We start from the raw sequence: 13,573 nt of genomic DNA, 5'->3' as shown, positions 1-13,573 counted from the left end.
GAGGGATGCGCCCTTACTCCGTGTAAAACTCAGGGCTCATCTGGTCAAGGCACGCCCCATCCGGTTCTTCCATCGGGTTGGCGATAAACGCCCGCCCGATCTCGGTGGGACATTCCGCCGTCCCGAATGCCCCATGACCCAAGCCAGGGAAGGTGAACAGATAGCTTCGAGAGAGTGTTTTCGCCGCCAATTCCCCCCATTCGGGTGGGGTGATTGGGTCAAGCTCGCCATTGAACACAAGGGTGGGAATATCGCTGACAACGGCTTCATTTTCGATGGCGTGCGCCTCCCGAACATCCCACAAGGCACACTCGGCAAAGGCTTTTTCCACTTGGGCAATGAGCGCCTCCCGAAGGGCGGCGGGCGTCTTTTCGGCGTTGGCAACCGCCACTGCTTGGTCGGCAAAGGGCGTTTCCTCGGCACATTCCACGGAAAACTGCATTCCCTCGGCGGTGTCAAGGCTAGCGAGTGTATCAGGGTCATTGGGGTCTTGCTTGCCCAAGCCTTCCCCGCCGCCCATCTCAATCAGGGCGGACAGATCGCCATCAATGGCTTGGGCAATGGCAAGGGGCAGCCCTTTGATCGCCTCGCTGTCGTACATCGCCTGAAAGATCAATTCATAGATGGACGAGGCATCGTAATCAACCTCGCTAACATTGAGCGGCGCATTGTTCAGCCCTTCCAGCCAAGTGTAATAGTTCGCCTTTAGGTCGGGGAAAGCAGCGCCGCAGTTGGCATCCGCCGCACACGCATCCAGCATACGCTCGATTGCCCGAACGCCTAACGGTCCCTCCGTCTCGGTGGAGTTGACATTGGGGGGGTACACCGCATCGAGAATCACGGCGGAAATGCCATCGGGGTAATCGCGCATCGTCGTCAGCGCCAGCTTTGTCCCATACGACACGCCGTAGAGCGCCCATACCTTGTAGCCCAATGCCTGTCGTACCGCGTCTACATCGGCAGCGTTCTCCGCACTGGTGTAGCTGGAGAGGTCAATCCCTTCGGCGATCAGGCGATCCCGACAGGCGCTCAGGGGGTCATCGCTCTCTTCGGACTCCACTTCGGGGCAGTTCAGGCTTGGTTGGCTAAGCCCTGTGCCACGCTGGTCAAAGAGGATGAAATCGTGCGTGTCCAAGAGCGGAAAGCCCGCCCAACTATCAACGTCTAGCGTCCCTGACCCGCCCGGCCCCCCCGCCAGATAGACAATGCCGGGGGCGTTCTCAATCCCGCTGCTGTTGGGGATGATCACGACATACAGCCGAATGGTATTTTTCGTCGGGTTTTCGCGGTTTTCGGGGACGGTTACATAGCCGCAGGTTGTTTCTACGTCATGGGTGATCAGCAGGCAGTCCGTCGGTTCAAAGACGGGCGCATCCTCGGCGGCTGCCGTAGGGAGGGCTATTCCCATGCTGAGCAGGGCGATACATAGTATGGTAATCCATAAAAAGCGATTAGGTACAAACAACACAGTAGGTAACATACGGGCTGGCATGATGACTATCCTTTTTGACTTCGTTCATTCTACTCTGAAATGCGGACAGCGAAGGTTTTCGCCTCCGCCGCCACAAGGCGGATCAGGCGTTCGCCTTCTTCGCTGAGTGCAGTATAAGTCAGCTTGGTCAGAGGCACGAACGGCTCTAAGGTGAGCGTCGCCTCGCCTTTTTTGACCGCCGTCGTCCAGACGCCCGCCACAAAACCATCGATCAAGAAGGTTGCCGCCACGCGCAAACCAGGCAAAAAGACCTTCTTGCGATGGACGTCGGCAATCACGCGGGTGCGCTTGGTGTGCGCCAAAAGCAGGTTGTCAAACTCTGGGAGGAAGCGCACCGGCGCCGGCGTTTCGGCGTCGGGGAGCGGCGCATCGGGAAGGTCGAGGTAGGTTATTTTGCCCTCGCCGCGATAGGTGCGCAGGTCGGCGCTGAGCGCCGCCTCCTCCGCGTTGAGCTTTGCCAAGCCCGACCACGTTTGGATATCGCTGAGGGTGGCGGGTCCGAAAGCGGCAAGGTAGCGCCGGATGAGTCCTTTCACATCCGGTTCGGTGGGGATGGGCGTCCCTAGCCACGTCTCGGCAAGGGTGAAGGCGGGGCTGCCCGGATAGCGCCATGTGCTGTTCGTTGGCACTTGGACGAGCGGAATCTGCGTCCGAATGGTGTACCGGATGATGCCCGCGTCAACATCAGGCAGGCGTTCTCCAAAGTAAGTAGTGATCTCGGCAAAGGTGCGCGGCTGATCGTTCAGGAAGGTTCGGGCGGCGGCGAGCAGGGCATCCCGATCAAAGGGGGCGCTGCCGTCCTTAATGCGCTGTTTGGCGATTGATTCTTGGGCGCTGTCCAATACAGTTTGAATCGTCCCCCGAAAGCGAAGGTAATCGGCAGCGGTGAGGAGGTGGAGCGTCGCCCGCTGGAAGGTTGCCCGCACCACGCGCCGGCTGTCAATCAGCGCATCCAGATCGGCGCGGGTGAACCCCGCCAAGCGCGACCACAAGCCAATGTACGGTGAGGCGGGGTACTGCGCCTGCAAGCCAACGAGATGCTCAATACCTTCGGAGATCGAGCGCGTCGCCCGTTCCAAAAGCATTTGACGGGCAAGGGTTGCCCGATTCAGGGCGCGGAGGGTGAGCGGATGATCAGTCATAGTCGTTCCTCAATGAGCCTCACAAGCTGATCGTACCCCGTATGGGCGCTGGTGGAGATGCCGAACCCCGCCAGCGGCGACCCACAGACACGCCCCACAAGATGGTAGGGCAAGGGTAAACGTGCCTCTCGCTGAACGAGAACGATCACCCCACGCCGAGGTTGGTAACCCCGCCCGTGCATCAGCCGCCCCGCCGATTCGTTATCGTACAGCAAGGGGTGCGGGCGCACCTCGGCAATCTGCGCCCACAGGATGCGGCTACGCCCCCCAAGCATAGGGCTGAGCGTCAACCCCTCGGCATCAACTGCCACCGCTGGAAACATGGCGGTGAGCATGATCAGCGGGAGGCTTAGCACGGCGGCGAAAAATGCCCCCCCGAAAAACAAGACACCCGCCCCACCCCAAAAAACGCCAACGAGAAGTTGCGCAATGATCGCCATACCTGCCACAATCAGCCCAAATGCCGTGAGCGCACGCGCTGCCCGCCGCAAACGGGGGCGGGGATGGGCGAAGATGTGATGGGATTCAACCATGAGCGATACCACGCACTCCGATTCAACACAGACCGATGATTTTGAACTAACCCTGACGGGCATGGCGCACGGCGGGAGCGCTGTCGGGCGGCACGAGGGGCGGGCAATCTTCGTCCCCTACGCCATTTCCGGGGAGGTGATCACCGCCCGGATCACCGAGGACAAAGGGCGCTTTGCTTTTGCCGAGGGCATCACCCTGCTTGATCCGGCGGATTCCCGCATTTACCCCGAATGTCCGCACTTTGGACCGAAACGGTGCGGCGGCTGCCAATGGCAGCACATTGATTACCCCGCCCAACTCGATTTCAAACGCCAAATTGTGATCGACCAGTTGGCACGCATTGGCGGGATTGCCGATCCGCTTGTCCATCCAGTGTTGGCAAGCCCCGACGTATGGGCATATCGCTCGCACATGACGATGCAGATTACCCCAGAGGGGCGGCTTGGCTTCGTCAGCACCGATGGTCAGACAGTGATTGGGATTGACGAATGTCACCTCATGCGCCCTGAACTGCTCGCCCTTTTTGAATCCTTTGAGGTTGACCTTGAAACAAATCCCAACCTAGATCGGGTGCGGTTTCAGGTGGGCAGCGCCCCCGACGATCTACTGATCGCCCTGACGACGACGGATGACGAAGAACCGTTCATCGCCCTTGAACTCCCCGCCACCGTCGCCTTTTTGGATGGGGACGAAATCGCCCATCCGCTGATTGGCTTGGGGCATGTTCACTACACCATCCATGACAAACACTTTCGCGTCACAGCGGGAAGTTTCTTTCAGGTGAATCTACCGCAAGCGGGGCGATTGGTCGATCTTGTCCTCGCCGCGCTTGACCTAAAAGGGACAGAGCGCGTCCTTGATCTCTACAGTGGGGTAGGCTTATTCACCGCATTTTTGGCAGAACGGGCGAGGCTGGTCACGGCAATTGAAACCTTCCCCGCCGCCGTGAACGACGCTGATCATAACCTGAGTGCCTACGAGAACGTCACCTTGATCGAAGGGGCGGTGGAAGATGTCCTCGCTGAAAGCACCGAGCGCTACGAGTGTGCCGTTGTTGACCCGCCCCGCGCCGGGATGGAAGGCGAGGCGCTTGATGCGCTGGTGGCGCGTCAGCCAAAGGTGATCGCCTATGTCTCGTGCGATATGGCAACATTGGCGCGGGATGCCAAGCGGCTGAAAGGGAAGGGCTATCGGCTGGCGGAGGTACAGCCTGTCGATATGTTCCCCCAGACCTACCATATTGAGGCGGTGGCGGTCTTTCGGCGGGAGTAGGGACGCCCACAGCGCATATCCCCCCGTATACAGACTGAGGGGGCGACAGTAGGGTGTACAGGCATTGGTTACCCTCATCCCCCTGCGATCCACGTTCGGCGTGTACCCGCTTCTTCCATATGCGGGCAAAGGGAGCAAGGGGGATGAGAGGGCTGTTGTCCTCATCGATCCGAGAGCGTCGCCCCCTAAGCCGTACACATGGGAAGGAATAGGGGGCATTATTCACAGTGTCAGCGTGCGGCGCAGCGCCTCTGGGGTCAGGTCGCTAAGCCAATGTGCCTCATCGGTGAAGGACGCGAAGGCGTCATCATTTACGGCTAACCCACAGGCTAAGCCGATGATGCGCGTCACATGCGGACGGAGCGCCGCCAGCGGGCGCTGCCAATCATCCGTCGGTTCGCCATCGCTAAAAATGTAGACGAGGGCAGGGCGGCGGGGGGCGAAATGATCCTTCAGCAGCCCCAGCGCCGCCCCCAACGCCGATGTCCCTCCCGAATCGAGATCATTGGGGGGGTGAAGGGCGTCGATGGGCGTCAGCGGGAAGGCAATCCGCGCCGTGCTGTCATAGGTGATTCCGGCGCACAGGATGGGGTGTCCACCGCGCCCGCTGAAGGTGGAACTGAGCAGGCGTACCCCTTGTTTCAGCGCTTCCAACCCTGCGCCAGTCATCGAGGCAGAGGTATCCATCAAAAGGTAGAGGTGAACAGTATTTGAAGGTGGCATCTGTGTCTGTGATTTGTTCGGGATGCTGCTCAGTGGGCGCATACGATGCGTTCCTACAGAAGACAGCGGGTAGGATTGTTTTGATAATAGCCCCTCCCTGTTCCGCAGCGCGTAACAAAGTCATGATTATTGGCATTTCTTCTTGCCAGCACCTTATCCCGAAAGAGATAAAGGTTACGCCGCTGCCCTCATCCGCTACCCGCTTTTCCCGCAAGAAGAAAGGGGCGGCAGATGAGTATCTCCGGCAGCAAGAACGCGCCTGTGGGTCGGGTGCTTGCGCTGTAGGCGAAAAACGGATCACAAATTAGAGCGCTGAAAACAGGGGGGCGCGACTAAAAACGTCAACACACTCTAGTTATTTGAAAATCTATGATATGATATGTTTATAGTAGAACATCACCTTTAAAAGGAGTAGTTATCATGTTGTATCTTCCTCGTGAAGAAGGTCAGGGTCTCGTCGAATATGCTCTCATCCTCGTCTTGGTCGCCATCGTTGTGATCATCATCTTGGCGCTGTTGGGCCCGGCGATAGCTAACGTGTTCTCGAACATCGTTAATGCTCTCTAGTCCTTCGTATCCTGCACTTATGGCGACGCCCGCTTTCGCGGGCGTTGTCATTTTGGGTATTTTTCTCCCCGACATGAGACCTCGCTGAATCCACCCTACGGTAGAACCCCACCCAGTGATAAAATCGCTTTCAGTCACACAGGGAAGGACACCTAGCATCTCATGGATATGACACCCGAATCTTCCATTCCACCTGCGTCCAAGCGCCCGCGCCTTTTGAGCAAGCGCCGTTTGCTGCGGGATGTTGTGGAGATTATCCTCTTGATCGTGATCACCTACACCCCGATTAACCTGATGACTGCGCGTGCTGTTGTAGATGGACCAAGTATGCAGCCCAATTTCTATACGGGCGATTTGGTCATTGTGAATCGGGCGGCATATTTTTTCAACAGCCCGCAGCGAGGGGATGTAATCGTCCTCCATAACCCCCGCAGCAGCAGCAGTGACGATCTGATCAAGCGTGTCATTGGCTTGCCCAGTGAAATTGTCGAAATCCGTGATGGGCGCGTCTATATCAATGGGACAATCCTTGAAGAACCCTACGTTAATAATTTTTGCCAGTGCAACGGGACGTGGATTCTGAAAGATGATGAATACTTCATCCTCGGTGACAACCGCAGCAACAGTTATGATTCTCATAATTTCGGTCCGGTGAAGCGAACGTTGATTGTTGGGCAGGCGTGGGTACGTTACTTCCCACTTCAAAAGTTCACCATCTTTCACCACCCAGGTTATGGGAACATCCCTGTGAACAAAGAGTACACGCCGATGCCTTCCCCCACCATCTTACCCCGCCCGCCGTTTGGGTCGCCCACACCCCTACCCGACGATCTACGCATCCCCGATGATTTCAACGGATGAGAGTCTCATGTCCGCTTTACCGCAGACCGTTGGCGTCCTAAGCCTCCGCCCCGCCACGCCCGGTGATGCCGAGGCACTTCAAGAAAGGTGTTGGTCGTCTTGGAGCATCCACAAGGTTGGCGAGATGCTCCAGCGTGTGGCACGCTTTTCGGGAAGGGGGCGGGGCTATGCCGTTGCTGCTTGTGTTGATGGGCATGTTGTTGGCTATGGGCAACTGCTCGGTTGGGCGCGGGTTGCCGAGATCAGCGATCTGATTGTCGCTGAAGCCTACCGTCGGCAGGGCATTGGCACGGCGATGATCCGCCACCTTCTTGCCATTGCTCAGGAGTGGGACGAGGTGATCATTGAAATCGGGGCAGTGCTGCATAACAGTGGCGCGTTAGCCCTTTACCGCCGCTTGGGGTTTGTCGATGATCGCCTTATTGACCTCGATCTAGGGCAAGGCGCAGAACCTGTGATCTATTTGCGATGGACTGCCCCTCCCCACCTCGTTTGTGATAGTTGACACAATCGCCCAACACCCCTAAAATGGACTTGTTGCGTTCTTTTCGCAACCATTTCTTGATTTTCTGCGTACAGAACACTGTCTCACCATTGCCCTGACCATACAGGAGGACGTTCCTTGATTCTCCGCCGATTTTTCACCGCCATCACTCGGCTATCGATTCGTTTCCAGTGGATTACGATAGCCTTCACTATTGCCTTTTTGGTCTTAGGGGTTTATGCCGCCGCACAGCTTAACCAAGAACTGCTGCCCAACATCGAATTCCCTCAAACCTTTATCATTACCGTACGCCCCGGCGCCAGCAGCGAAGACCTGCGCGATCTCGTCACCATCCCCTTAGAAGACGAAATCGTCAAGATTCCGCACATTTTTGCTGCCGGTTTGGAATCAACCACCGTCTCACCGATTGCTTTCATCACCGCTCAAAATGAATACACCCCTAACCAAAACGCTGTCCGCGAGGGGATTCAAGCGGCAATTGATAAGGTGGTGGCGGATGGCGTGCCGCTCGGTTTGAAAACGACAGACGATCTGACTCTTGAAATCATGACAAAGGTCGTTGGACGTGCGCCTTCCATGTTCAAACACTTTGAGAGCGCTCATTTGCTTGCCATGAACCCTGCTGTTCGCCAAGCCGGACTTGACCTGTACCTAAAGGCGGGCGGGGTAGTGGACTTTGTGACGCTGGATGCCCTTGCGGTTGAGGCGATCAGTGGTAATGTTTTGGGAAAAACAACCACCCGTGCCGCTGTTGAACTTCCCGATGCGTGGCGACTTGGGGAGAAGGACGCGCAAGGGAATTTGGTCGGCGTGCCGCGTTTGCTCACCTTTAACCTGAGCGCCCTGCCCGTCGTCACTGCCAGCGTTTCTAGCAGCACACTCTCCACCGAAGACCTCCGTACATTTGTCAACGAACAACTTGTCCCTGAACTCAAGGCAAAAGACGGAGTGGCAAATATCGGCGTCAGCGGTGGCGAGTCCATCCCTGATGAAGTGATCGCCGCTGCCATGAAAGCGATTGCTGCTGAGCGGGCAGCGGGAGAAACACCCGGAAAGACAACCCCGCCAACGCCTGTCCCCTCTGGTTCAGAGGGTGGCACGACCAGCGGCGGCACAGACCCGGCAAGAACCGCTCCCGAGCTGCCCATGAATTGGCGGCGGGTGGGCATTGGTCCGCTTTCGCTGATCAACCCGCTCCCCGTTCAATTGAAAGATAAATTCGCGACGGTGGCGAAATTTGACGACGCCAACGATCTTCTGTCCGCGACGAACGAGAAGGGTGAAACCCTTTCCGCCGCCACCCTGCTGAATCAGATCGCTGAACTGAACCCAAATTCCCCTGAACTGCTCAGCCTGCCCGTTGAGGTGTCAACCTATGTGCGGGCGGCGCAGCCCGACTTTACCAAGTCGCTTTCCCCAGAGGCATTGAAATTGGTCGGCTCGTCCATCCTGAGTCAAGGCGCATGGACTCCCCTCTTGGGGCAAGAGGCAATCAGGGCGCTGAATATCAAAACCTTCAGCGATTTCACCACAGCAGAAGGCATTGGTGGTGTTGCGTCCTTCTTGAACAAAACTTATGAGGGGTTAGGGGCATCGGAGTCATGGCGTCCCTTCTTGACGCGCCTCGGTGACAGCCTTCTGCCCGAATCGATTGCCTATATCGAAACGCTTGAGCCAACCTTTCTAAAAACACTCAATCCCGCATGGTGGGCGTTTTTCTCACGCCCCACGCTTCTGGCAACAGCCGCCAACTACCCAACTGATCAGGCAGACGCCCTGACGAAGATTGCGAAGGGCGAAACGCCCACCGCAGCCGAGGCGTTGGCTGCCTCCCAAGCGGGAAATACCCCCGTTATTGCTGATGATCCCAACGCGCCGGACATGCCGGAAAGTTGGGTCATCGCCCTGACTAGTTTCGGCTTCAAGATCAAATCAGCCAACGACCTCTTTAAGCCGCCTTTTGGCAACCCTGGCGCGTTCTTCAACCAAGCGGCTGCCTCCCCGGGTGCGGCATCGCTCATGAAGGACTTGCCCGCCGATTTGCTGCTCTATCTGAACAACCGCGACCCGAAGTTTTTCGAGACGCTCGGCACATCAACACTGGCGCTCCTTGCTCCAGAGGTTATTGAGCAGCTTCCGGCAGCAGTACGCGCCCGTGTGAACGGCGGACCGGTCTACACGGCGACGAACAACGTCACTCGCGCCAATGGGAACACCAGCCTGATCATCTCCGTGTCCAAAGAGACCGAGGCGAACACTGTGCGCGTCTTCCACGCGGCAGATGAAGTCTTCAAAAAACTCATGGCGGCGAATCCTGAGATCAAGATCACGCCGACTTTTGAACAGGCGAGTTTCATTGAAGAATCAATCAGCGGTGTCGCCCGTGAGGGTGGCTTAGGCGGGATCATGGCAGTCATTGTGATCCTGATCTTCCTGAACTTCAGCGTCCGCTCAACGATTGTGACGGCAGTCTCCATCCCAACCTCGTTGGCAATCGCCTTCATCCTCATGCGCTACTTGCCGGGGAGCGCCCATAATCTGCTCACCCAGAGTACGCTTCCAGAGGGAATTCGGACGTTCCTCTTGCGCCTGTTCCCCAACGGGATCACGCTGAACATCATGACCCTTTCGGGCTTGACGGTAGCAATTGGGCGCGTCGTGGACGACTCGATTGTCGTGTTGGAAAACATCTACCGTCAGTTGCAAAAAGGGATGGATCGCAAGGAAGCCGTGATCAAAGGGACGCGGGATGTCAGCGTGGCGATCTTCGCTGCAACCCTGACAACGATTGTCGTCTTCTTGCCTATCGGCTTGACAGGGGGCATTGTTGGAGAGTTCTTCCTCCCCTTTGGGTTGGCAGTGACCTACTCCCTTGCCGCGTCGTTCATCGTGGCGATCACCTTGATCCCCGTCCTCGCTTACCTCTTTATCCCGCCCAATAAACTTCCAGAGGAAAAAGAGGGACGGCTCGAATCGCTCTATCACGGAGTGCTGGAATGGGCGCTGAACAAGCGGGCGCTTGTCTTGGCTGTGGCGGCAGTGACCTTCGTCGTGGGTATGGCGATTTTTGCTAGCCGCCCGCAGACGTTCCTCCCCTCCTTTGGTGAGCCGCAAATCAGCATCACCATTGCCATGCCGCCCGGCACGCAAATTGCCGAGACGGATGCCCTCACCCGTGAAATGGAAGCCTTCATCGCTGAAAAAATAAACTCCGGTGGAGGCATCACCCGCTACCAAACGACGATTGGTTCGGGCGGCGGGTTTGGCGATATTGCAGCCCTTCTCGGCGGCGCATCGTCGGTGAACGGCTCAGCCGGGCAAATGGTTTTGGCAATTGAGGCGAAGGGCGAAGAACTCGACCTGTTGACGAGAGAAGTCCGCGAAAAGGCGGCGGCGATTTTCGGTGAGAAAAATGTCACCGTCTCTCGCGCCTCAATCAGCGAACAAGGCTTTGGCGGGTTCAATGTTGTCGCCAGTGGTCCCGAAGCCGATTTGAAGGCGGTCAACGAGACGATCAAGGCGACACTTGCCGCCGTGCCGGGCTTAGCCAATGTCAGCAGCACCCTCGACCTTGTGGGCGATGCCACCTCCTACCTGCGCATTGAGCGCAAGGCGGCGGCAAAATACACCGCTGAGTTGGAAGTGACCGACACGCTCGGCGTGACTGCCCTTGCCATCAAAGCGGCGAAGGACATCCCCAACCTGCCAGAGACGATCACTGTCGATCAGGGCTTCCAAAGCCGCCAACAGACGGAAGGCTTTGTCCAGACATTCTCAGCGATGGGCGTTGCCATTGCCGCCGTATATATCGTTATGGTTTTGACCTTTGGGTCGCTCATTCACCCCTTCACCATCCTGTTCACCCTGCCGTTAGCGGTGGTGGGTGCGGCGGTGGGCTTGTGGGTGACCAATCGAGTCGTCGGCATCTCGGCGCTGATCGGCTTGCTGATGCTGATCGGCATCGTCGTGACAAATGCCATCGTGATGATTGATCGCGTTCAGCAAAACCGGAAGGAAAAACACCTTCCCCTGCGCGAGGCGCTGATCGAAGGGGCGCGGACTCGTCTGCGCCCGATTCTCATGACGGCGATTGCCACCATGTTTGCCTTGCTGCCATTGGCGATTGGCTTATCGGAAGGGGCGATCATCGCTGCCGAACTGGGGACGGTGGTCATTGGTGGGTTGTTCAGTTCAACCCTACTGACCCTTGTCGTCATTCCGGTGTTGTACAGCCTGTTTAGTGGTTTCCAACAGCGGCTGTTGGGTGGTGGGAAAGAAAAACCCGCACCTGCTCCGGCTGGGGATTAACCGCGCTGGTTTTGTTGGGGCGTGCCAAACCGGTGCGCCCCACGCATTTCTGGGGGTGTTGCCCTTAGGGGCAACCCTTAGGAAAAGACATCGTTGCCAAGCAAGGTGTGTTTGTCCTCAATGCCTTGATTACAAGCTAACCCCGAATTTGTAGGTACGTTATAAATCATTCCTACAGCGTTTCAGGCAGTCACATCCGCCGCCGAAAGTTTCCCCGTGAGTGTCAGCGCCCCGCTGATGTACAAAGCGTGCCAAAGATGCAGCACCAGCAGAGTCCACACCGCCCATAGTTCGTAGTGGCGATCCTCCACATGCGCACGGACAATTCGCGCCACTGCATCGGGGTCAACCATCCCTGCCGCCCGGACATAGTCGGGCGAAAGCCAACGCTCCACGAGGGGGCGAAGGATCGTCCGCAGCCACTCAGACGCCGGTGGGAAAAAGCCAAACTTGCTGCGTGTCAGGATCGATTCTGGGACGAGATCGCGCACAGCATCTTTGAAAACGCGCTTAAAATCTCCCCCCCGCAGTTTGTAGGAGAGCGGGAGTTGGAAGGCGCCTGCCAGTAGGCGGTGGTCTTCCAGCGGGGCGCGTGCCTCTATGGACATCGCCATCGCCATTTTATCCACGCGCATATTGCTATCTTCCGCCAGCCACAGACGCAGCCCGGCATAGGCAAGGCGATCTGTAAAATAGGGCGTTTGGGGGGTATTTAGAATCGGCAGCAAGATGTCTCTCAAGGCGGTGGTTGCCCGTGCTGTAGCAGAGGGGTCACTAAGCAAGTCGGGAAAGCGTGCAGGGTCGATGTTTCGATTCCAAGCAAGAAACCGAGAGAGCGGATCACTTGCCGATGCTTTCGCCGCCACCTTGCGGAGCAACTCAAAACGCTTTGGGAGACGTTTGAAGAGCGGATTCAGAATTCGATTGCGAAGAAATGCCGGAATGCGTAGGTAGCGCCCCAAAAGCTGATCGGCACGGTAGGAGGGATAGCCGGCAAAGAGTTCATCACCCGCATCGCCTGAGAGCAGCACAGGAACGCCGCGCTGCCGTGCCAGAGCCGCCACATATGCGGTCAGGATGATCCCAGGCTGCGCCAGCGGTTCGTCCATAGCATAAACAAGGCGCGGCAAAAGCCAGGCAAGGTGATCATCTTGGCGAATCTGAATCGTCTCGTGATCGGTTTTGTAGTGTGCCGCCGCCGCTGCTGCATAGCGGGCATCGGCGTTGAATTTGGCGTCTAGTTTGGCGTTATCCGCCGCGCCCGCCAAAGCGCCATAGCCAACGGTGAAGGTTTTGACAGGCTGCCCAGTGAGCTTTGCCATGATCCCGACCACCGCCGTCGAATCGACCCCCCCACTGAGAAACGCCCCCAAAGGCACATCGGACATCAAGCGCGATTCAACAGCACGAAACAGGTCTTGGCGGAGGGCGTTCACCGCATGGGGATACGCCTGTTGAGGGGGGGGATTCAGAGTCATTGTGGGAATGAAATAGCGCCCTGTTTCAATCGTGCCTGCCTGCCAGGTCAGCCACTCGCCTGGGGCGAGCTTCTTCACCCCCTCAAACATAGTTTCTGGTGGGGGGACATACCCTAGTGCCAAGAGGACAGGAAGACTTGTGTGATTTACACGGCGAGGGAAGGTAGGCTGTTCAAGGATCGCCTTAATCTCCGAGGCAAAGAGAAAGTCCTCGCCATGTTGGGCATAATAGAGCGGCTTCTCGCCTAAGCGATCCCGCGCCAAAAGCAAGCGTCGCGCCCGCCCATCCCAAACGCCAATGGCAAACATCCCGTGCAGTTCGTCAAGGATGCGCACACCCCATTCTTCGTAACCATGAACAATCACCTCGGTATCCGTTTGGGTGGTGAAGTGATGCCCTTCTGCCACAAGGCGCTGGCGTAGCGTTTTGTGGTTATAGATTTCCCCGTTAAAAACGACAGCGACCTGACAATCCTCATTAAAAAGGACACCCGATGGAGCGCTGAGGTCAATGATTGCTAAGCGTCCAGCGCCAAAGGCGAGTTCCCTATCATGGTGGGTGCTAAAGCCGTCCGGTCCCCGATGGGCAAGGGCAGCCGCCATGCGTTCGACAAGCGCCACATCTCCCCCAGAGGGGCTGAGATGTCCAAAAATGCCGCACATGATCTAGAAATCCTCCCGCAAGCGGGCT

At 57.3% G+C, this 13,573-nt stretch carries 10 protein-coding genes; 5 read left to right on the top strand and 5 right to left on the bottom strand.

Annotated features, from left to right (window positions below; translation table 11 throughout):
* Window positions 1-13 precede the first annotated feature (13 nt).
* Genes HS103_13050 through HS103_13040 form a run of 3 tightly spaced genes read right to left on the bottom strand, consistent with a single transcriptional unit; the run spans window position 14 to window position 3,167 of the window.
* Window positions 14-1,492, bottom strand: a complete 1,479-nt coding sequence (locus tag HS103_13050) for an alpha/beta hydrolase (protein ID MBE7513728.1) — start codon at window positions 1,490-1,492, stop codon at window positions 14-16.
* A 29-nt stretch (window positions 1,493-1,521) separates the two neighbouring features.
* Window positions 1,522-2,634, bottom strand: coding sequence for a winged helix DNA-binding domain-containing protein (locus tag HS103_13045; GenBank protein MBE7513727.1), 1,113 nt, complete (start codon window positions 2,632-2,634; stop codon window positions 1,522-1,524).
* On the bottom strand, window positions 2,631-3,167 hold the full coding sequence (locus HS103_13040) for a hypothetical protein (GenBank protein ID MBE7513726.1): 537 nt from the start codon (window positions 3,165-3,167) through the stop codon (window positions 2,631-2,633). The genes HS103_13045 and HS103_13040 overlap by 4 nt, the downstream gene beginning before the upstream one ends.
* Between HS103_13040 and HS103_13035 the strand changes: the two genes are divergently transcribed.
* Window positions 3,166-4,440, top strand: coding sequence for a class I SAM-dependent RNA methyltransferase (locus HS103_13035; protein MBE7513725.1), 1,275 nt, complete (start codon window positions 3,166-3,168; stop codon window positions 4,438-4,440). The genes HS103_13040 and HS103_13035 overlap by 2 nt on opposite strands.
* Before the next feature lie 222 nt (window positions 4,441-4,662).
* Here HS103_13035 and HS103_13030 read toward each other — a convergent pair whose 3' ends face one another.
* On the bottom strand, window positions 4,663-5,205 hold the full coding sequence (locus HS103_13030) for a VWA domain-containing protein (protein MBE7513724.1): 543 nt from the start codon (window positions 5,203-5,205) through the stop codon (window positions 4,663-4,665).
* Between the two features lie 378 nt (window positions 5,206-5,583).
* Between HS103_13030 and HS103_13025 the strand changes: the two genes are divergently transcribed.
* The 4 genes from HS103_13025 to HS103_13010 all read left to right on the top strand — a co-directional run bounded on the left by HS103_13025 (window position 5,584) and on the right by HS103_13010 (window position 11,404).
* Complete coding sequence (locus HS103_13025) at window positions 5,584-5,730, top strand: Flp family type IVb pilin (protein ID MBE7513723.1); 147 nt, start codon at window positions 5,584-5,586, stop codon at window positions 5,728-5,730.
* Between the two features lie 162 nt (window positions 5,731-5,892).
* Complete coding sequence (lepB, locus tag HS103_13020) at window positions 5,893-6,591, top strand: signal peptidase I (GenBank protein MBE7513722.1); 699 nt, start codon at window positions 5,893-5,895, stop codon at window positions 6,589-6,591.
* A gap of 7 nt (window positions 6,592-6,598) precedes the next feature.
* Complete coding sequence (locus tag HS103_13015; GenBank protein ID MBE7513721.1) at window positions 6,599-7,096, top strand: GNAT family N-acetyltransferase; 498 nt, start codon at window positions 6,599-6,601, stop codon at window positions 7,094-7,096.
* A 117-nt stretch (window positions 7,097-7,213) separates the two neighbouring features.
* Window positions 7,214-11,404 carry an efflux RND transporter permease subunit gene (locus HS103_13010; GenBank protein MBE7513720.1) on the top strand — a complete coding sequence of 1,397 codons (4,191 nt, stop codon included), beginning with the start codon at window positions 7,214-7,216 and terminating at the stop codon, window positions 11,402-11,404.
* Between the two features lie 182 nt (window positions 11,405-11,586).
* Here the strand turns inward: HS103_13010 and asnB are convergent, their stop codons facing one another.
* The gene (gene asnB, locus HS103_13005; protein ID MBE7513719.1) at window positions 11,587-13,545 is read right to left on the bottom strand and encodes an asparagine synthase (glutamine-hydrolyzing); all 1,959 of its coding nucleotides are present in this window, start codon (window positions 13,543-13,545) and stop codon (window positions 11,587-11,589) included.
* Window positions 13,546-13,573 lie beyond the last annotated feature (28 nt).

The organism is Anaerolineales bacterium, assembly GCA_015075625.1.
Taxonomy (GTDB): Bacteria; Chloroflexota; Anaerolineae; order Aggregatilineales; family UBA2796; genus UBA2796.
Note: the sequence above shows the minus strand (reverse complement) of the source record. Positions and strands in the feature narration are given on the sequence as shown.